The sequence below is a fragment of the Streptomyces sp. TLI_146 genome, assembly GCF_002846415.1.
In the GTDB taxonomy this organism is placed as follows: domain Bacteria; phylum Actinomycetota; class Actinomycetes; order Streptomycetales; family Streptomycetaceae; genus Streptomyces.
On the sequence record NZ_PJMX01000001.1, the window covers coordinates 4,689,735 to 4,704,758 of the forward strand.

A 15,024-nucleotide genomic window follows, 5' to 3' on the forward strand; every position below is an offset into this window, starting at 1 on the left:
GGCGCCCCGGTACCCCTGCCCCGCTACAGCGACCGCAGCAGCACCGCCGGCTGCTCCACGCAGTCCGCCACGTACCGCAGGAAGCCGCCCGCCGTGCCGCCGTCGCACACCCGGTGGTCGAACGTCAGCGACAGCTGGACGACCTGACGTACCGCCAGCTCGCCCTGGTGCACCCACGGCTTGGGGACGATGCGGCCCACTCCGAGCATGGCCGCCTCGGGGTGGTTGATGATCGGTGTGGATCCGTCCACCCCGAACACCCCGTAGTTGTTCAGCGTGAAGGTGCCGCCGGTCAGGTCGCCGGGTGTCAGCGTGCCCGCCCGGGCCGCCTCGGTCAGCCGCGCGAACTCCTCGCTGAGCGACGTCGCGCTGCGCGCCTGCGCGTCCCGGACGACCGGCACGACCAGGCCCCGCTCGGTCTGGGCGGCGAAGCCCAGGTGCACGGCGGGCAGCCGCACGATCTCCCGCGCCGCCGTGTCCACCGTCGAGTTGAGCTCGGGGTAGCGGTCGAGGGCGGCCGTGCAGATCCGTGCCAGCAGGGCCAGCACGGAGATCTTCGGGCCGCCCACCGCGTTCATCGCGGCCCGCGCCGCCATGAGTTCGGTGGCGTCCGCGTCGACCCAGCACGTGGCGTCGGGGATCTCGGTCCGGCTGCGCGACAGCTTGTCGGCGACCGCGCCCCGTATCCCGCGCAGCGGTATCCGCGTCCCGGCGGTGGCGGCACCGGCTGCCACCGGCGCGGGCCCGGCCGCCGCCGTGGGCTCGGCCTCGGCCCGCAGTGCCGACTCCACGTCGGAGCGCAGGATCAGCCCATGGGGCCCGGAACCGGTCAGCCCGCGCAGGTCCACCCCGTTCTCACGGGCCAGCTTGCGTACGAGCGGTGAGATGACGGCCACGGGGCCATCGGACGCCGCGGCGGGCGCGGACCCGCCCGTGGCCGTCGCGGCGGCTGCGCGCGCGTGGCCGGGGGCTGCGCCCGCCGGAGGCCCGGACGGCGTCACCGGCGCGGCGGGTGCTGCGCCCACCGGCGCCGGGCGCACCCGGCGCCGCCGCCGCACGGCCTCGCCCGTCCCGTAGCCGACCAGCACATTGCCGGAGTACTCCGAGGACTCGGCGTCGGCCGCCTCGGGCGCGCCCACGGCGACGGTCAGCAGGGGGGCGCCGACCGGCAGTTCCGTGCCCTCCTCGCCGAACCGCGCCGTCACCACGCCCCCGTAGGGGCAGGGCACCTCCACCATCGCCTTGGCGGTCTCGACCTCGACCACCGGCTGGTCGATCGCCACGACGTCGCCCACCGCCACCAGCCAGCGCACGATCTCCGCCTCGGTGAGGCCCTCGCCGAGGTCCGGCAGCTTGAATTCCAGGACCTTGGGCATCAGCTCTCCGCCTCCCACTGCAGCCGCGCCACCGCGTCCAGGACCCGGTCCACGCCCGGCAGGTGGTGCTTCTCCAGCATCGGCGGCGGGTACGGGATGTCGAACCCGGCGACGCGCAGCACCGGCGCCTCCAGGTGGTGGAAGCAGCGCTCGGTGACCCGGGCCGCTATCTCGCCGCCGGGTCCGCCGAACCCGGTCGACTCGTGGACGACGACCGCCCGGCCCGTACGCCGCACCGAGGCGCACACCGTCTCGTCGTCGAAGGGCACGAGGGAGCGCAGGTCGACGACCTCCAGGTCCCAGCCCTCGGCCGTGGCCGCCTCGGCCGCCTCCAGGCAGACCGGGACGGAGGGGCCGTAGGTGATCAGGGTGGCGCTGCGGCCGGGGCGGCGGACGACCGCCTTGCCGATCGGAGCCACCTCGGTGGGCGCGTCCGGCGACCACTCGGCCTTCGACCAGTAGAGCCGCTTGGGCTCCAGGAAGACGACCGGGTCGTCGGAGGCGATGGCCGCGCGCAGCAGCCCGTACGCGTCCTCGACGGTGGCGGGCGTCACCACGTGCAGCCCCGGGGTCGCCATGTAGTACGCCTCGGAGGAGTCGCTGTGGTGCTCCACCCCGCCGATCCCGCCCCCGTACGGCACCCGCACCACGAGCGGCATGCCCATGGAGCCGGCCGTGCGGTTGCGCATCCGGGAGACATGGCTGATCAGCTGCTCGAACGCCGGGTAGGCGAACGCGTCGAACTGCATCTCCACCACGGGCCGCAGCCCGTACATCGCCATGCCGACCGCCGTGCCGAGGATCCCGGCCTCGGCGAGCGGGGTGTCGGTGCAGCGGTCCTCGCCGAACTCCTTGGCGAGCCCGTCGGTGATCCGGAAGACCCCGCCGAGCGTGCCCACGTCCTCTCCGAGGACATGGACAGTGGGGTCCTCGGCCATCGCGTCGCGCATGGCGCGCTGCAGCGCCTGCGCCATGGTGGCGGGCTTCGCCGCGACCGTGGTCATCGCTCCCCCTCGTCCTCGTCCTGGTGCGCCGCCAGCTCGGCCCGCAGCTGGGCCTCCTGTTCGCGCAGCTGGGCCGTCTTCTCGGCGTACACGTGCGCGAAGAGGTCCATGGGGTCGAGCTCCGCGTCCGCGTTCATCCGCTCGCGCAGGGCGGCGGCCATCGTCTCCGCGGCCTCGGCCGCGGCCTCCTTCGCACTGTCGTCGAGGAATCCGCGGCTGGTCAGCTCGGCCTCCAGGAGCTGGATCGGGTCGTGGTCGCGCCACGCCTCCACCTCGGCGTCCACCCGGTAGCGGGTGGCGTCGTCGGCGTTGGTGTGCGCCTCGATCCGGTAGGTCACGGCCTCGATCAGCGTGGGGCCCCCGCCGCGCCGGGCGCGCGCGACCGCGTCGGCCAGCACTTCGTGGACCGCCGCCGCGTCGTTGCCGTCGACCAGCCGGCCCGGCATCCCGTACCCGACGGCCTTGTGGGCGAGGGAGGGGGCAGCGGTCTGCTTGGCCAGCGGCACCGAGATCGCGAAGCCGTTGTTCTGCACGAGGAAGACGACCGGGGCCTGCCAGACGGCCGCGAAGTTCAGCGCCTCGTGGAAGTCGCCCTCGCTGGTGCCGCCGTCGCCGACCATGGCGAGCGCCACCACGTCGTCGCCCTTGAGGCGGGCGGCGTGCGCCAGGCCCACCGCGTGCGGGAGCTGGGTGGCGAGGGGGGTGCACAGGGGGGCGATGCGGTGTTCGTGCGGGTCGTACCCGGTGTGCCAGTCGCCGCGCAGCAGGGTAAGGGCCTGTACGGGGTCGAGTCCGCGGGCGACGGCGGCGAGGGTGTCCCGGTAGCTCGGGAAGAGCCAGTCCTGCTCCTGGAGCACCAGCGCGGCCGCGACCTCGCAGGCCTCCTGGCCGGTGGAGGACGGGTAGACCGCGAGGCGGCCCTGCTTGGTGAGGGCGGTGGCCTGCGCGTTGTACCGCCGGCCGCGGACCAGCTCCGCGTACAGCCGCAGCATCAGGGCGCGGTCGAGCGGGGCCTCCGTGCCGAGCACGCGGTACGGCTCGGGGTCCGGGAGCAGCGGGGCGGGGTCGGTGCGGGGCCTCCAGGCAGGGGGAGGGGTGGGCCGGTAGGCGGCGGCACCGGCACCGGGCAGCTCTTGGACCGTCATGACGAAGCACCTCCTCGTGAGAGCGGGAAGGAGGCACGACAGTGTGATGCGCCTCACCTACCGATTGTTCGGTCGAGAGCGCATTTTGGCTACAGGCACCGCGAGCCTGTGGACAAACGGTTCTGCACAGCCTGGGATAGAGACAGGTCGTCCATGCTAGGGAGGCGGGGGGACATGGCAGCTGAACAAATGGCCGACGAGGGCCAGGGCACTCAGGGTGCGGCGGCGCGGCCGCTGGACGCCGTCGACCGCGACATCCTGCGCATGCTCCAGACCGACGGCCGCGCGTCGATACGCTCCGTCGCCGAGCGGGTGCACGTCTCCCGTGCCAACGCCTACGCCCGGATCAACCGGCTGCTGGACGACGGGGTGATCCGCGGCTTCACCGCGCGCGTGGACCACGAGAGGGCGGGCCAGGGCGCGTCCGCGTACATCACGCTCAAGATCGTGCAGAACTCGTGGCGCACGGTCCGCGAACAGCTCCAGGCACTGCCGGGCGCCGCGCACATCGCCCTGGTCAGCGGCGACTTCGACGTACTGCTGCTGGTGCACTCGCCGGACAACAGGGCGCTGCGCGAACTGGTCCTGACCAAGCTGCAGTCCATCCCCGAGGTGCTGTCCACCCGGACCCTGCTGGTCTTCGAGGAGACCGACCTGGATCCGGGCCCCGGCACGCCGTAGGCGGGGGCGCGGGCCGTCGCCGTCAGACGCGGTGCGGCCGCGTCACGGGTGGGTGCGCAGCCCGTCGAAGGCCAGGTGGACGATCGCCTCGGTGACCTGGGCGCGCTCGGCCTCCCCGTCGCGCTGCGGCCGGTACCACTCCACCAGCGAGTTCACCATGCCGAACAGCAGCCGGGTCGCCAGGCGTATGTCCATGTCGGAGCGGAGGTCGCCGTCGGCCGCCGCGGCCTTGAGCAGGTCGGAGACACGCTGGTCGAACTCCCGACGGCGCTCCATCGCCCAGCGCTCGGTCTTGGTGTTGCCGCGCACGCGCAGCAGCAGCGTGACGTACGGCAGCTCCGCCATCAGCACCTCGACCGTACGTCTGGTGACGTACTCGACCCTCTCGATCGCGCGCCCGCGCGTGGCGCCCGGCTCGTCCAGGACGGCGAACAGGCCGTCGATGGCGCGGCTGACGGCCCGCCGCAGCAGTTCCTCCTTGCCCGACACATGGTGGTAGATCGACGACTTGGAGATGCCGGCCGCCTTGGACAGGTGCTCCATGGACGTGCCGTCGTAGCCGCGCTCGTTGAAGACCCGCACGGCGACCGTGAGCAGGGTCTCCGGGGTGTACGTGTCGCGCTTGGCGGTGGTCATGAGGCGGTCTCCTCGCCGTTGCTGTACGACTGGCGGTAGAGGGCGAGCGAGGGCGCGTACCGCCCCGTGGGGCAGCGCTCATGCATCGCCGACAGCAGGTCGTACGCCCAGTCCTGACCGAGCCGGCGGCTCCACTCGACGGGTCCGAGCGGGTAGTTGACGCCGAGGCGCATCGCGGTGTCGACGTCCTCGGGCGTGGCGACGCCCCGGGCGATGGCGTCGGCCGCGAGGTCGGCGAGCATCGCGACGGTACGGGCGACGATCATGCCGGGGACGTCCCCGATGACGCTGACCTTCTTGCCGAGCTTCTGGAACAGGCCCACGGCCTCGCTCACCGCGCGCGTGGAGGTGTCCTCGCTCGCCGAGAGCGCGATGCGGGTCGCGCCCCGGTAGTCGAGGGCGAGGTCGAAGTAGACGACGTCCGCGTACTCGACGGAGGTGCGCCCGTCGGCCGGGACGAGCTGGCCGTCGCCCGGCAGCCCGATGTAGGGGCCGCCCGACTCGACGGTCTTCACCTCGATGCCGGCCTCGCGCATCATCGCGACGAGCTCGGCGGCGGGCCCGAGGTCGCCGACGACCGTGACGGCGGTGGGCGCATCGGCGGGTTCGGCGGTGTGCGGTTCGGGCTTCACCGCGCCGTCCCCGTACGCGTACCAGCCGCGGCCGCTCTTGCGGCCGTGCAGGCCCGATTCGACCAGCCTGCGCTGGGCCAGCGACGGGGTGAACTTGGGGCTCTGGAAGAAGGACTCCCACACCGAGCGGGTCACGGCCTCGTTGACGTCCTGGCCGATGAGGTCGGTCAGCTCGAAGGGCCCCATGGCGAAGCCGCCGCTCTCGCGCAGGACGGCGTCGATGGTGGCGGGGTCGGCGCCGCGCTCCTCGTGGACGGCGAAGGCCTCCGCGTAGAAGGGCCTGGCGATGCGGTTGACCAGGAAGCCCGGGGTGTCGGCGCACCGCACCGGCGTCTTGCCCCACGCCTTCGCCGTCTCGTACGCGCGCGTGGCGGCCGCCTCCTCGGTCGCGAAGCCGGAGACGACCTCGACCAGGGGGAGCAGCGGCGCCGGGTTGAAGAAGTGCAGCCCGACGAAGCGGCCGGGGTGGCGCAGGGAACCCGCGACGGCGGTGACGGACAGGGAGGAGGTGTTGGTGGCGAGCAGGCAGTCCTCGGCGACGATCTCCTCGATCGCCGTGAACAGCTCCCGCTTGACGTCGAGTTGTTCGATGACCGCCTCGACGACCAGCGCGGCGTCCGCGAGCTCGGTCAGCTCCTGGGCCGGGTGCAGCCGGGCGAGTGCCGCGTCGCGGTCGCCCGACGCGATCCGGCCTTTCTCGACGAGCCGCTCCAGGCGGGCCGCGATGGCGGCCGCGGCCTCCCGTGCCCGGCCCGGGACGGCGTCGTACAGCCGCACGGGGTGTCCGGCGACCAGGGCCACCTGGGCGATGCCCTGGCCCATGGTCCCGGTGCCGACGACAGCGACGGCGCGGTCCGGCCCGACGGCGGAGCTCTGTTCGATGGCGGTCATGACGCGATCCTCCCCGATGAGTTGTCCACAGGTTCGACGGACCCCCTTGTCCCGACCGATCGTTCGGTTACTCTAACTCTGTCCGCCCGTCCCTGCCCAGCTCGACGAGGAGTAGGTCCGTATGGCCGCCCAGCTCAGCCCGCAGCAGCTCACCGAGACCCACCGGACCACGCTCGACCAGGCCCTGGAAGCGATCCGTACGCGCGCGTACTGGTCGCCCCACCCCGAGCACCCCAAGGCGTACGAGAACGACGGCAAGGCCGCCTTCGACGCCCTGCTCGGCACCCGCCTCGACTTGGACCAGCCCGGCACCGACGACTGGACGGGAGCGGAAGTCTCCCTGTACGGCACCGAGTTGGGCATCACCTACCCGCACCCCGACCTGGACGTGCTGCTGCCCGCGATGAAGGCCGGGATGGGCGCCTGGCGCGAGGCCGGGCCCGAGCTGCGCGCCCTGGTCTGCCTGGAGATCATCTCCCGGATCTCGGCCCGCACCCCGGAGCTGGCGCACGCGGTCATGCACACCAGCGGCCAGGCCTTCATGATGGCCTTCCAGGCGGGCGGCCCGCACGCCCAGGACCGCGGCCTGGAGGCGGTGGCGTACGCGTACCAGGAGCAGACCCGCACCCCCTCGGACACGGCGCACTGGTCCAAGCCGCAGGGCAAGCGCGACCCGCTGGAGCTCAGCAAGACCTTCGTGCCCACCGCGCGCGGCATCGCCCTGATGATCGGCTGCAACACCTTCCCGACGTGGAACGGCTACCCGGGCCTGTTCGCCTCGCTGGCCACCGGCAACCCGGTGCTGGTCAAGCCGCACCCGCGCGCGGTGCTGCCGCTCGCCCTGACCGTCCAGATCGCGCGTACGGTGCTGGCGGAGGCGGGCTTCGACCCGAACCTGGTGGCGCTGGCCGCCGAGCGGCCCGGCGAGGGCATCGCCAAGACGCTGGCCGTCCGCCCCGAAATCAAGATCATCGACTACACGGGCTCGACCGCCTTCGGCGACTGGCTGGAGGCCAACGCCCGCCAGGCGCAGGTCTACACCGAGAAGGCGGGCGTCAACACGGTCGTGGTGGACTCCACCGACGACTACAAGGGCATGCTCTCCAACCTGGCCTTCTCGCTGTCCCTCTACAGCGGCCAGATGTGCACCACCCCGCAGAACCTGCTGATCCCCCGCGACGGCATCAGCACGGACGCGGGAGCCAAGTCCTACGACGAGGTGGTGGCCGATCTCGCCGCCTCGGTCGGGGGCCTGCTCGGCGACGACGCGCGCGCCAACGCGATTCTGGGCGCGCTGGTCAACCCGGATGTGAAGACCCGCCTGGAGGCCGCTGCCGGGCTCGGCGAAGTCGCCCTGGCCTCACGGGAGATCACCAACCCGGACTTCCCGGACGCGGTGGTGCGCACCCCGGTCATCGTCAAGCTGGACGGCGCCAAGCCGGACGCGGAGGCGGCCTACCTGTCGGAGTGCTTCGGCCCGGTCTCGTTCGCCGTGGCGGTCGACTCCACTGCGGGAGCCGTGGAGCTGCTGCGCCGCACGGTCCGCGACAAGGGCGCCATGACGGTCGGCGCCTACACCACGTCGCAGGAGGTGGAGCGTGCGATCGAGGACGTCTGCCTGGAGGAGTCGGCCCAGCTGTCGCTGAACCTGACGGGCGGGGTCTACGTCAACCAGACGGCCGCGTTCTCCGACTTCCACGGCTCGGGCGGCAACCCGGCGGCGAACGCGGCACTGTGCGACGGCGCGTTCGTGGCCAACCGCTTCCGGGTGGTGGAGGTCCGCCGCCAGGCCTGACGCGCGCGTCCCGGACCCGGCCGCTTCAGAGCACCGGGTCCGCGATCGTGGCGTAGCGCTGCACCCAGGCGTGCATCGCGATCGCGGCCGCCGCGCCCGCGTTGATCGACCGGGTCGAGCCGAACTGGGCGATCGAGCACACCGCCGAGGCGTGCTCGCGCGCCTGCTCGGTGAGCCCCGGCCCCTCCTGCCCGAACAGCAGCACACACCGCCGGGGCAGCACGGTGCGCTCCAGCGGGACGGCGCCCGGCAGGTTGTCGATCCCGATGATCGGCAGCCCCTCGGCGGCCGCCCACGCCGTCAGCGACTCGGTGTCCGGGTGGTGGCGGACATGCTGGTAGCGGTCGGTGACCATCGCGCCGCGCCGGTTCCAGCGCCGCCGCCCCACGATGTGGATCTCTTTCGCCAGGAAGGCGTTGGCGGTCCGTACGACGGAGCCGATGTTGAAGTCGTGGCCCCAGTTCTCCACCGCCACATGGAAGTCGTGGCGGCGGGTGTCCAGGTCCGCGACGATCGCCTCGCGTGTCCAGTAGCGGTAGGCGTCGACGACATTGCGCCGGTCGCCGTGCGCGAGCAGCTCCGGGTCGTACCGCTCCCCCTGCGGCCAGGGCAGCGGGTGCGGCCCGACCCCGACCTCGGGCGCGTAGCCCTCGTCGTACTGAAGCGGCTCCTCGGCCGGGGCCTCGGCGGAAGGGGAAGGGCTGGGACTGGTCTCGCTGCTCACGCCACGAGCGTACGGGGCCGCTGCTCCTCCTCCGTACGCCGCTGCGGGACCACCCGTGCCGCCAGCCGCTCGCGCAGCCGCCCGACACGGCCGCCCAGCCACCGCAGGAAGCCGGTCGGCAGGAACACCGCGTCCGCCGCGATCATCGCGAGCGAGAAGAACGGCAGCCCGAGCAGCAGGGCGATGCCCGCGTGCTCCATCATCATCGCCACCAGCAGGACGTTCTTGACCCGGCGATTGAAGAGCGTGAACGGGAACGCCACCTGGACGGCGACCGTTCCATAGGTGAGCAGCATGACGATCAGGCCGCTGCCGCCGAGGATGTCCGACAGGGCGGGCCAGGGCGAGAAGTAGTCCAGGTGCAGCGGGTAGTAGAGCGCGGTGCCGTCCTGCCAGCGCGACCCCTGGATCTTGTACCAGCCGGCGGTCGCGTAGATCAGACAGACCTCGGCCATGATCACAACCATGGTGGCGTTGTGCGCGAGGTTGGCGACGACATCGAGCAGGGCGCGCGGATCGCCCTGGGCGTACCGCCCGGCCGCCCACCACAGCGCCTGCACCACCCACAGACCCCAGAAGACCAGCAGCCAGCCCCCACCGGCGTCACCGAGCAGGGTGACGGCGACGAGAGCGACCCCGAGCACGGCCCACAGCACGGGCCCCACCCGGTCCGGCACCGGCTCGCCGGACGCGGCGGCGCGCGCGGCGGCCCGCTCGCGGCGCCGCGCGTCCAGCGACCAGACCTGGCCGCAGCGGGTGAGCACCAGATAGATCGCCATCAGATGGATGACGTTGTCACCGCCGTCCCCCATGAAGACGGACCGATTCTGCAGCGAGAGGACACCCACCATGAACAGCACGGACATGGTGCGGGTGCGCCACCCGAGCATCAGCAGTGCGCTGGAGAGCACGGCGAGGGCGTACACGACCTCGAACCAGAGCGTGCTGTCCGTCCACAGCAGCGCCGTGAAGGCGTGGTTGCCGGAGACGAGCCGCTGGGCCATGTCCCAGCTCCACGGGCCGTCGGGGCCGTACAGCTCACGGCGGTGCGGCAGCTCGCGCAGCAGGAAGAGCAGCCAGGTCGCCGAGAAGCCGATACGGACGACGGCGCTCTGGTACGGCCCGAGCGCGGCGCCCGTGACCCGGCGCAGGGCCTGGGCGGGCTTGGACTCGGGGGCGGGGGCAGAGATGTGGGGTGTGTGGGGTGCTTGGTGCTCAAGGGAGGCGTGCCATCCCTGAGAGGCAGGGGACGTACGCGGCGCCCCAGGCTGCCCGCCCGTCACCTCGCGCGTCGTGCCACCCACCGGCCCGCCCGCCACTTCACTCATGGGCTCACTCATGGACTCACTAATCGACTCGCTCATCGGCCGGCCTCCGTCCGCGCGTCGGCGGAACCGGCGCCGGCGGGGAGATCGGCGGGGGTCACGGTCCACCAGGGGACGACCCGGTAGTACGGCCGGGTGTCGATCTTCTCGTCGCTCCACCGCGGAGCCTTCACGGACGTCGTCACGGACCTGACCTGTACACGCTCGACGGTCCCGCCGTCACGCCGCGCGCCGAGGCGGAGCATCACGATCCGGTGGATGTAGCGGTCGGAGAGCTCGCCGCGCAGGCCGTTGGGCTTGTTGTCGTCGGTGTGGGAGTTGATGAAGAACTCCCAGCCCCGGCGCAGCTCGTTCTGCTGGGTGTGGCTCGGCAGCGGGTTGCCGCGGATGCCGGAGCCGTCCCCGGCCGACAGGTCGATCCAGCCGGTCGTCTTGCGGTTGCCGTCCGCCATGCGGATCTCGGCGCGTGCCTGGACCGCGATGTTCTGCTGGAGTGGATTGGGAGCGAAGAGCTTCCAGTTCTGCTCGAACTCGGGATAGATCCAGTCGTCGACGACCTTGCCGTGCTGCTTGGTGACCGTGTTCGACGGCGCGACGTGCAGGAACACCATGGCGATGTGGACGACCCCCACGACGGCGGCGCCGGCCAGCGCAAGCGCGGCCGCCACCTGGTACGGGAGCGAGAGCCCGGCGATACCGCGCCCGGGGACGCCGGGTTCGGGGGACTCATGAGCCGTAACGGCCGCGGAGGCGAGGGCGGACGCGCCGGGCGCGGGGGCGGACGTGTTCGAGGCGCCGGGAGCGGGCGCGACCGGGGCGCCGGGCGCGGAGGCGGCCGCGTCCGATGCGCCGGAAGCGTAGGCGGGTGCGTCCGGCGCGCCGGTCCGGGTCACGTCTTCGCTGGTCGGAGCGGGTGTGGCAGCGCCAGGGGCGGCCTGCGGGCCGCTGTCGGCGGCGTCGGGCCCGGGCCGCCGGGCCTGCTCCTCCCCGCCCGGCACGTCCTTCTCGTCGTACGAATCCATCCCGCCCCGATCCCGGTCGGCTCCACTGGGTTATCCACAGGGTTGACACCCTACGGGCCGTCGACTCACCATTGAAGTCAATGAACCGAACGATCGGTCGGGAGCGAGTGGCCCGGCGGACGGCCCGGAATCGACAGCTCGGCAGGGGGCTCGGATGACGGCAGTGACCGCGGAGACCGGCACCAACAAGCACGGCTCACCAGCGGCGGACGACAAGGACGCCTCGGCACAGGCGGCGGCGTTCGACGCCGCCGTGGCCGCGGACGAGCGCATCGAGCCGCGCGACTGGATGCCCGAGGCCTACCGGGCCTCACTGGTCCGCCAGATAGCGCAGCACGCCCACTCCGAGATCATCGGCATGCAGCCCGAGTCCAACTGGATCACCCGCGCGCCCTCCCTGCGCCGCAAGGCGATCCTCATGGCGAAGGTCCAGGACGAAGCGGGCCACGGGCTGTACCTGTACAGCGCGGCGGAAACCCTCGGCGTCAGCCGCGACGAGCTGCTCGACAAGCTCCACTCGGGCCGCCAGAAGTACTCGTCGATCTTCAACTACCCCACCCTGACCTGGGCCGACGTCGGCGCCATCGGCTGGCTCGTGGACGGCGCCGCCATCACCAACCAGGTCCCCCTCTGCCGCTGCTCCTACGGGCCGTACGCACGGGCGATGGTCCGCGTCTGCAAGGAGGAGTCCTTCCACCAGCGCCAGGGATACGAGCTGCTCCTCGCCCTCTCCCAGGGCACCCCCGAGCAGCACGCGATGGCGCAGGACGCCGTGGACCGCTGGTGGTGGCCCTCGCTGATGATGTTCGGCCCGCCCGACGACGAGTCGTCCCACTCGGCGCAGTCCATGGCCTGGAAGATCAAGCGGCACTCGAACGACGAGCTGCGCCAGCGCTTCGTCGACATCTGCGTGCCCCAGGCCGAGGCCCTCGGCCTCACCCTCCCCGACCCCGACCTGCGGTGGAACGAGGAGCGGGGACACCACGACTTCGGAGCCATCGACTGGACCGAGTTCTGGGACGTCCTCAAGGGCAACGGACCCTGCAACGAACAAAGGCTCACCCAGCGGCGCCGCGCCCACGAAGAAGGCGCCTGGGTCCGCGACGCGGCCGCGGCGTACGCGGCCAAGCAGCACACGAACGGGGAGGCAACGGCATGACCGCACACGACTGGCCGCTGTGGGAGGTGTTCGTGCGCTCGCGCCGCGGACTGTCCCACACCCACGCCGGAAGCCTCCACGCCCCGGACGCGCAGATGGCGCTGCGCAACGCGCGCGACCTGTACACCCGGCGGTCCGAAGGCGTCTCCATCTGGGTGGTGCCCTCCACCGCTGTCACCGCCTCCTCCCCCGACGAGAAGGACTCCTTCTTCGAACCGGCCGGCGACAAGCCCTACCGCCACCCGACCTTCTACGAGATCCCGGAAGGGGTGAAGCACCTGTGACGACCCCGGCCCCCACTCCGGCCACGGAGAAGACGGCGGACACGCCCACGGCCACGGCCGCGCTGGCCCTCGGCGACGACGCACTGGTGCTCTCGCACCGGCTGGGGGAGTGGGCCGGACACGCCCCCGTCCTCGAAGAGGAAGTGGCCCTCGCCAACATCGCGCTCGACCTGCTCGGCCAGGCCCGCGTCCTGCTCTCCCTCGTCGGCGACGAGGACCAACTGGCCTATCTGCGCGAGGAGCGGGCCTTCCGCAACCTCCAGCTGGTCGAACAGCCCAACGGGGACTTCGCCCACACCATCGCCCGCCAGCTCTACTTCTCGACCTACCAGAAGCTGCTCTACGGACAGCTCGCCACAGGCGACAGCGACCTCGCCGGGCTCGCCGCCAAGGCGGTCAAGGAAGTCGCCTACCACCAGGAACACGCCGAACAGTGGACCCTGCGCCTGGGCGACGGCACCGAAGAGAGCCACCAGCGGATGCAGCGCGCGTGCGAGGCGCTGTGGCGGTTCACCGGAGAGATGTTCCAGCCCGTCGACGGCGTCGACATCGACTGGCAGGAGACCGAGCGGAGCTGGCTCACCTCGGTCACCTCGGTGCTGCGGCAGGCCACCCTCACCGTCCCCGAGGGCCCCAGGACCGGCGCCTGGGCCGCCGGAGCCGGCCGCCAGGGCCTGCACACCGAACCGTTCGGGCGGATGCTCGCCGAGATGCAGCACCTGCACCGCAGCCACCCGGGGGCGACATGGTGACCGGCACGGCCGCGGCCGCCATGACACCGCTGGAACAGGAACTGGCCCGGCTCGCCGGATCCGTCCCCGACCCCGAGCTGCCCGTGCTCACCCTGGAGGAACTCGGCGTGCTGCGCGGAGTCCACCTGGAGAGCCCCGGCAAGGTCACCGTCCAGCTGACCCCCACATACACCGGCTGCCCCGCCATAGAAGCGATGACCGCCGACATCGAACAGGTACTGCACGAGAACGGCATCCCGGACGTCTCGGTCGTCCGGGTGCTCTCCCCCGCCTGGTCGACCGACGACATCAGCGCCGAAGGCCGCCGCAAACTGGCCGAGTTCGGGATAGCGCCGCCCCGGCCCCACACCGCCGAGGGACCCGTCGCCCTCACCCTCTCCGTGCGCTGCCCGAACTGCGGCTCCACCGACACCGAGCTGCTGAGCCGGTTCTCCTCCACGGCGTGCAAGGCCCTGCGCCGCTGCGTGGCCTGCCGCGAACCGTTCGACCACTTCAAGGAGTTGTAGATGTTCCATCCACTCCGGGTGAGTGAAGTCGAACGGCTCACGGACGACTCGGTGACCGTCACCTTCGACGTGCCGCCAGAGCTGCGCGAGGCCTACCGGCACCGCCCCGGCCAGCACCTCGCGCTGCGCCGCACCGTGCAGGGCCAGGAGATCCGCCGCACGTACTCGATCTGCGCGCCCGCCGTCGAACAGCCCGGCACCCCGGTCCTGCGCGTCGGCATCCGCCTCGTCGAAGGCGGCGAGTTCTCCACGTACGCCTTCAAGGAACTCACCGTCGGCGACATCGTCGACGTCATGGAGCCGATGGGCCGCTTCATCCTGGAGCCGCGCGCCGGATACTTCGTGGCCGTCGTCGGCGGCAGCGGCATCACCCCGGTGCTGTCCATCGCCACCACTCTGCTGGAGCGGGAGCCCGAAGCCCGCTTCTGCCTCATACGCAGCGACCGCACGGTGTCGTCCACCATGTTCCTGGAAGAGACGGCGGACCTGAAGGACCGCTTCCCCGACCGGTTCCAGCTGGTCACCGCGCTCTCCCGGGAAGAGCAGCAGTCCGGCCTGCCCTCCGGACGGCTCGACCAGGAACGGCTGACGGCGCTGCTGCCCGCGCTGCTCCCCGTGGACGAGGTCGACGGCTGGTACCTGTGCGGGCCGTTCGGCCTGGTCCAGGGCGCCGAGCGGGCCCTGCGCGACCTGGGCGTCGCACGCGGCCGCATCCACGAGGAGATCTTCCACGTCGACGAGGCTCCCGTGCAGAGCACCGCGGCGGCCTCGGCCCCGGCGCACGCCACACTGACCGCAACGCTCCACGGCCGCTCCGGCACCTGGCCGGTCCAGGACGGCGAGAAGCTCCTGGACACGGTGCTGCGAGCGCGCTCGGACGCCCCGTACGCCTGCAAGGGCGGGGTGTGCGGCACCTGCCGTGCGTTCCTGGTCTCGGGCGAGGTGCGGATGGACCGCAACTTCGCCCTGGAGGAAGACGAGACCGAGGCGGGCTACGTACTGGCCTGCCAGTCCCACCCGGCGACGAAGGAAGTGGAGTTGGACTTCGATCGGTGAGAGTTCAGGGTTCCCATCCCCTAGAACCTGTTCTAT

Annotated in this window: 15 protein-coding genes; 7 read left to right on the top strand and 8 right to left on the bottom strand. The window is 72.0% G+C overall.

The window, feature by feature from the left end:
* Positions 1–23: 23 nt before the first annotated feature.
* Genes BX283_RS21035 through pdhA form a run of 3 tightly spaced genes read right to left on the bottom strand, consistent with a single transcriptional unit; the run spans position 24 to position 3,525 of the window.
* On the bottom strand, positions 24–1,376 hold the full coding sequence (locus tag BX283_RS21035) for a dihydrolipoamide acetyltransferase family protein (RefSeq protein WP_101389110.1): 1,353 nt from the start codon (positions 1,374–1,376) through the stop codon (positions 24–26).
* Entirely contained in the window at positions 1,376–2,380 is a 1,005-nt protein-coding gene (locus BX283_RS21040; RefSeq protein WP_101389111.1) for an alpha-ketoacid dehydrogenase subunit beta, read from the bottom strand. The genes BX283_RS21035 and BX283_RS21040 overlap by 1 nt, the downstream gene beginning before the upstream one ends.
* On the bottom strand, positions 2,377–3,525 hold the full coding sequence (pdhA, locus tag BX283_RS21045) for a pyruvate dehydrogenase (acetyl-transferring) E1 component subunit alpha (protein ID WP_101389112.1): 1,149 nt from the start codon (positions 3,523–3,525) through the stop codon (positions 2,377–2,379). Before pdhA ends, BX283_RS21040 begins: the two co-directional genes overlap by 4 nt.
* Before the next feature lie 174 nt (positions 3,526–3,699).
* Between pdhA and BX283_RS21050 the strand changes: the two genes are divergently transcribed.
* Entirely contained in the window at positions 3,700–4,206 is a 507-nt protein-coding gene (locus tag BX283_RS21050) for an Lrp/AsnC family transcriptional regulator (RefSeq protein ID WP_101389113.1), read from the top strand.
* Between the two features lie 42 nt (positions 4,207–4,248).
* Here BX283_RS21050 and BX283_RS21055 read toward each other — a convergent pair whose 3' ends face one another.
* Both BX283_RS21055 and BX283_RS21060 read right to left on the bottom strand, forming a co-directional pair.
* Positions 4,249–4,842 carry a TetR/AcrR family transcriptional regulator gene (locus BX283_RS21055; protein ID WP_101389114.1) on the bottom strand — a complete coding sequence of 198 codons (594 nt, stop codon included), beginning with the start codon at positions 4,840–4,842 and terminating at the stop codon, positions 4,249–4,251.
* Positions 4,839–6,365: a 3-hydroxyacyl-CoA dehydrogenase gene (locus BX283_RS21060; RefSeq protein ID WP_101389115.1), complete on the bottom strand. Its 1,527-nt coding sequence runs from the start codon at positions 6,363–6,365 to the stop codon at positions 4,839–4,841. The genes BX283_RS21055 and BX283_RS21060 overlap by 4 nt, the downstream gene beginning before the upstream one ends.
* Positions 6,366–6,486: 121 nt before the next feature.
* Here BX283_RS21060 and paaN point away from each other — a divergent pair, with 121 nt between their 5' ends.
* Positions 6,487–8,160 carry a phenylacetic acid degradation protein PaaN gene (paaN, locus tag BX283_RS21065; RefSeq protein ID WP_101389116.1) on the top strand — a complete coding sequence of 558 codons (1,674 nt, stop codon included), beginning with the start codon at positions 6,487–6,489 and terminating at the stop codon, positions 8,158–8,160.
* A gap of 25 nt (positions 8,161–8,185) precedes the next feature.
* Here paaN and BX283_RS21070 read toward each other — a convergent pair whose 3' ends face one another.
* The 3 genes from BX283_RS21070 to BX283_RS21080 are packed head-to-tail and all read right to left on the bottom strand — an operon-like array spanning position 8,186 to position 11,231.
* On the bottom strand, positions 8,186–8,884 hold the full coding sequence (locus tag BX283_RS21070; RefSeq protein ID WP_101389117.1) for a TrmH family RNA methyltransferase: 699 nt from the start codon (positions 8,882–8,884) through the stop codon (positions 8,186–8,188).
* Entirely contained in the window at positions 8,881–10,212 is a 1,332-nt protein-coding gene (locus BX283_RS21075; RefSeq protein WP_373979252.1) for an HTTM domain-containing protein, read from the bottom strand. Before BX283_RS21075 ends, BX283_RS21070 begins: the two co-directional genes overlap by 4 nt.
* Before the next feature lie 32 nt (positions 10,213–10,244).
* A complete protein-coding gene (locus BX283_RS21080) occupies positions 10,245–11,231 on the bottom strand; it encodes a DUF5819 family protein (RefSeq protein ID WP_257583358.1) in 987 nt (328 codons plus the stop codon).
* Positions 11,232–11,385: 154 nt separating this feature from the next.
* On the opposite strand from BX283_RS21080, the gene paaA reads away from it, so the two are divergent.
* Genes paaA through BX283_RS21105 form a run of 5 tightly spaced genes read left to right on the top strand, consistent with a single transcriptional unit; the run spans position 11,386 to position 14,988 of the window.
* Positions 11,386–12,390 carry a 1,2-phenylacetyl-CoA epoxidase subunit PaaA gene (paaA, locus tag BX283_RS21085; protein ID WP_101389118.1) on the top strand — a complete coding sequence of 335 codons (1,005 nt, stop codon included), beginning with the start codon at positions 11,386–11,388 and terminating at the stop codon, positions 12,388–12,390.
* Positions 12,387–12,674 (top strand): 1,2-phenylacetyl-CoA epoxidase subunit PaaB, encoded by a 288-nt coding sequence (gene paaB, locus BX283_RS21090; protein ID WP_101389119.1) that lies wholly within the window; start codon positions 12,387–12,389, stop codon positions 12,672–12,674. The genes paaA and paaB overlap by 4 nt, the downstream gene beginning before the upstream one ends.
* Complete coding sequence (gene paaC / locus BX283_RS21095; protein ID WP_101389120.1) at positions 12,671–13,426, top strand: 1,2-phenylacetyl-CoA epoxidase subunit PaaC; 756 nt, start codon at positions 12,671–12,673, stop codon at positions 13,424–13,426. Before paaB ends, paaC begins: the two co-directional genes overlap by 4 nt.
* Positions 13,420–13,932, top strand: a complete 513-nt coding sequence (paaD, locus tag BX283_RS21100) for a 1,2-phenylacetyl-CoA epoxidase subunit PaaD (RefSeq protein WP_101389121.1) — start codon at positions 13,420–13,422, stop codon at positions 13,930–13,932. Before paaC ends, paaD begins: the two co-directional genes overlap by 7 nt.
* Positions 13,933–14,988 carry a 2Fe-2S iron-sulfur cluster-binding protein gene (locus BX283_RS21105; protein WP_101389122.1) on the top strand — a complete coding sequence of 352 codons (1,056 nt, stop codon included), beginning with the start codon at positions 13,933–13,935 and terminating at the stop codon, positions 14,986–14,988.
* The last annotated feature ends 36 nt before the right edge of the window (positions 14,989–15,024 follow it).

Coding starts and splice junctions, on each gene's coding strand:
- BX283_RS21080 (WP_257583358.1), bottom strand. CDS start 11,231: ATGGATTCGTACGACGAGAAGGACGTGCCGGGCGGGGAGGAGCAGGCC.
- BX283_RS21075 (WP_373979252.1), bottom strand. CDS start 10,212: ATGAGTGAAGTGGCGGGCGGGCCGGTGGGTGGCACGACGCGCGAGGTG.
- paaN (WP_101389116.1), top strand. CDS start 6,487: ATGGCCGCCCAGCTCAGCCCGCAGCAGCTCACCGAGACCCACCGGACC.
- paaB (WP_101389119.1), top strand. CDS start 12,387: ATGACCGCACACGACTGGCCGCTGTGGGAGGTGTTCGTGCGCTCGCGC.
- BX283_RS21040 (WP_101389111.1), bottom strand. CDS start 2,380: ATGACCACGGTCGCGGCGAAGCCCGCCACCATGGCGCAGGCGCTGCAG.
- pdhA (WP_101389112.1), bottom strand. CDS start 3,525: ATGACGGTCCAAGAGCTGCCCGGTGCCGGTGCCGCCGCCTACCGGCCC.
- BX283_RS21060 (WP_101389115.1), bottom strand. CDS start 6,365: ATGACCGCCATCGAACAGAGCTCCGCCGTCGGGCCGGACCGCGCCGTC.
- paaA (WP_101389118.1), top strand. CDS start 11,386: ATGACGGCAGTGACCGCGGAGACCGGCACCAACAAGCACGGCTCACCA.
- paaD (WP_101389121.1), top strand. CDS start 13,420: ATGGTGACCGGCACGGCCGCGGCCGCCATGACACCGCTGGAACAGGAA.
- BX283_RS21050 (WP_101389113.1), top strand. CDS start 3,700: ATGGCAGCTGAACAAATGGCCGACGAGGGCCAGGGCACTCAGGGTGCG.
- BX283_RS21105 (WP_101389122.1), top strand. CDS start 13,933: ATGTTCCATCCACTCCGGGTGAGTGAAGTCGAACGGCTCACGGACGAC.
- BX283_RS21035 (WP_101389110.1), bottom strand. CDS start 1,376: ATGCCCAAGGTCCTGGAATTCAAGCTGCCGGACCTCGGCGAGGGCCTC.
- BX283_RS21055 (WP_101389114.1), bottom strand. CDS start 4,842: ATGACCACCGCCAAGCGCGACACGTACACCCCGGAGACCCTGCTCACG.